General features: G+C 68.2%; 4 protein-coding genes. 3 read left to right on the top strand and 1 reads right to left on the bottom strand.

Annotated features, from left to right (window positions below; all coding sequences use genetic code 11):
* The 3 genes from VKH46_00195 to VKH46_00185 all read left to right on the top strand — a co-directional run.
* Positions 1-404, top strand: a 404-nt coding sequence (locus tag VKH46_00195) for a YfhO family protein (protein HKB69235.1), incomplete at its 5' end; no start/stop codon positions are given.
* A gap of 201 nt (positions 405-605) precedes the next feature.
* Positions 606-1376, top strand: coding sequence for an A24 family peptidase (locus VKH46_00190; protein ID HKB69234.1), 771 nt, complete (start codon positions 606-608; stop codon positions 1374-1376).
* A gap of 77 nt (positions 1377-1453) precedes the next feature.
* On the top strand, positions 1454-2815 hold the full coding sequence (locus VKH46_00185) for a hypothetical protein (GenBank protein ID HKB69233.1): 1362 nt from the start codon (positions 1454-1456) through the stop codon (positions 2813-2815).
* Here VKH46_00185 and VKH46_00180 read toward each other — a convergent pair.
* Positions 2807-3009, bottom strand: a 203-nt coding sequence (locus tag VKH46_00180; GenBank protein ID HKB69232.1) for a hypothetical protein, incomplete at its 5' end; no start/stop codon positions are given. The two genes, VKH46_00185 and VKH46_00180, sit on opposite strands and share 9 nt — an antisense overlap.

The following is a 3009-nucleotide window of genomic DNA, read 5'->3' as shown; positions in this document are numbered from 1 at the left end:
GATTCGACCCGATGCGCAAGCTCCTCGTCGAGAGGAAACCGGCGAACACGCCGCGGCCGGCTGCGAGCGTCGGGCCCTCGGGAACCCTCGCGGTCGGCTCGACGACCCTGGAAACCCCCGAACGGCTCGTATACAAGGTCGACCTATCGCAGGACCTCTGGATTTACCGCCCGCAGTCATGGGATCCCTGGTGGCGGGCGACGATCGACGGGAAGACGGCGCCGATCATCCGGGCCAACGGCGTCTTCTCCGCCGTCGTCGTGCCGAAGGGGGACCACCGCGTCGTCTGGCAGTACCGGCCCTGGCCGTTCTACGTTGGGGCAGCGATCTCGGCAATCGCGCTCGTGACGCTCCTCTTCCTCGCGCTGGCAGGGGAGCCGATCGTGATGACGAGGAGGACGTGAGAATTGATCTCTGTTGGAGCGGATCCACCTCTCCCCTGGAGGGAGAGGTCGCCGCGGAGCGGCGGGTGAGGGGGGGACACCCTCACCCGCCCGCCTTCGCTCCTTTGGAGCTACGGCGCGGCGGCCTCTCCCATCGAGGGAGAGGCGGAATGCGCTTTGCGTCCCGCTCGGAGGAGGATGGCACGCAATGAGGGATTGCCGGTGACGCCCCTCCTCATTCCCGTCGCCGCCGTCGCCGGACTCCTCGTCGGGAGCTTCGTCAACGTCGTCATCCACCGCGTCCCGCTCGGCCGCTCGATCGTCTTCCCCGGCTCGCACTGTCCGCGGTGCGGCGCGCCGATCCGGGCCTTCGACAACGTTCCCGTCGTCTCGTGGCTCTTTCTCGGGGGGAAGTGCCGGACCTGCCGCGGGCCGATTTCGCCGCGGTACCCCTTGATCGAGCTCGCGAACGGATTCCTCTGGCTCGCGGCCGCGCGCGCGGCCCTCTCGCCGGTCGATTTTGCGGCGGCGGCGATCTTCTCGTCCGCCTGCCTCGCGCTCGTCTTCATCGACTTCGACTGGCAGATCCTGCCCGACGCGATCACGCTGCCGCTCGCGGCGGCCGGGCTGGCGTTCTCGTTCTTCTCGCCGCGCCTGGGCTGGAAGCAGTCGCTGGCCGGGATCGTCGCCGGGGGAGCGTCGCTCTGGCTCGTCGCGTTCGTGTACGAGAAGACCACAGGGCGCGAAGGAATGGGGCTCGGCGACGTGAAGATGCTCGGCGCGATCGGCGCGTTCACGGGTGTTGCGGGAGTGATCACGACGGTGCTCTTCGCGTCGCTCGCGGGAAGCGTCGTGGGCCTGCTCCTGATGGCCGTGAAGGGAGGCGGCTGGAAGACGCGGCTTCCGTTCGGCGTCTTCCTCGGTGCCGCCGGCGTCGCCGCGTTTTGGGCGGGGACGCCGCTCTGGGTCTGGTACCGCGGACTCTTGAGATGAGCGCCCCAGATCACCCTCACCCGGCTCGCTTGCGCTCGCCGGCCTCTCCCATCGAGGGAGAGGCGGAGAAAATGCGGTTGCCGGCTTCCCTCATCCTCGCGGCATTCGCGCTCCAGGTGCTCCTCGCGTTCCACATCCGCCTCCGCGCGTGGCCGGAGACGCTCGTCCCGGCATGGCTCGTGTCGCGCGGATGGATGCTCTACCGGGACGTCAAGTTCGCGCACGCGCCGCTCTGGATCGGAATCGAGGCGTTGGTCGGCGGCGCGCTGGGTTTCAACGCTTTGGCGCTCCGCGTCCTTTCGCTCGGTCCCGCGGTCGTCGCGCACGCCGCGCTCTGGATGGCCGGTTTCCGGCTCCGCTGGCGGCTCGGGGCGCGGATCGGTGCGTCGCTTTTTTTCCTCGCGACGTTCTATCTCTGGGACGGAAACGCGGTCTATCCCGACGTCGCAATCGCGGCGCTCGCGATTCCGGCATTCCTGGCTCTGAGAAAAAGGACGCCGCGCGGCGTGGCGGTCGCGGGTCTGCTGTTCGGCGCCGCTGTGGCGATGAAACAGCCGGCCGTGCTGGCGCTGATCGCCGCAGCGGTGTGGGTGGCGGCGGAGACCCGGCTCTTTCTCTCGAGGTTTCTCCTCTTCGCGGCGATCCCGCTCGCCGCTTGCGCGTCGGTCTTCGCCGCCGTAGGCGGGCTGCGCGAGATGCTCCTCTGGACGGTCGCCGTGCCGCTGCGCGACTATCGCGGCCGAACGAATCTGCCGATCGGCGAGGCGCAGGTGCCGTTCGTCCTGCTCGGAGGGCTCGTCCTGGTGGTCTACGGGATTCTTTCGCGGCGCAAAACCGGCGAGCGCGAGCGGTCAACCAGCCTGCTCGCGCTCCTGACGCTGGCGTTCGCCACGATGGCGTTCCCGAAGTTCGAGCTCGTCCATCTGGTGCCGGTCGTCCCGCTGCTCGCCGTCGCGGCGGGCGAGACGTTTGCGATCGCGGGAAGGGCGGCGGGGGTACTCCGTCTCGCCGCGGCGATTCCTGCGATGGTGATCGTCCTCGACGCCGCGTTCCTGGCGACGGATACTTCCGCGGGAGAGATCTCGTTCTGGAATTCCACGGCCGACGACACGATCGTAAGGAACCTGGCGGCGCTTCCGCCCGCGCCCCTCTACCTTTACGGTCCCGACCAGAACCTTTTCATCCGGTCGGGTCGGGTCCCCCCGGGCCGGCTCTACGCCAACCCCGGTCTCTGGTTCCAGCTTCGAGCCGACGATCTCGAACGGCGGCAGATCGAGGTTCTGGGGGCACACCCGGAGACGATCGTGCTCTCGTCGGGTGAGGGAAGCATGGAGACGGGGGACGCCGGAAGTCGGCTGCGCGGATTTCTCCTCGAGAGCTATCGCGTGGAAGAACGATGGGGCGGTGCCGCTCGATTGGCCCGGAAACCGTCACCGTAGGTGCCGGACGTCAGCGGATTCTCCCAGCAGGTTGCCGCTGAGCGGGTACGATCGAACGAATCGAAAACCGTGTGGGGCGAGCTCTCCCGAGTGCTCGGGCAGTAGGTACGCGTAGTCGAATTGGCTCCAGTCGTTGGCTTGCGTGTCCCACGTGATCCACCACAGATGTCGGGTGGACCGGTAGAACTCGAGCC

Source organism: Thermoanaerobaculia bacterium (assembly GCA_035260525.1).
GTDB lineage: Bacteria > Acidobacteriota > Thermoanaerobaculia > UBA5066 > DATFVB01 > DATFVB01.
Note: the sequence above shows the minus strand (reverse complement) of the source record. Positions and strands in the feature narration are given on the sequence as shown.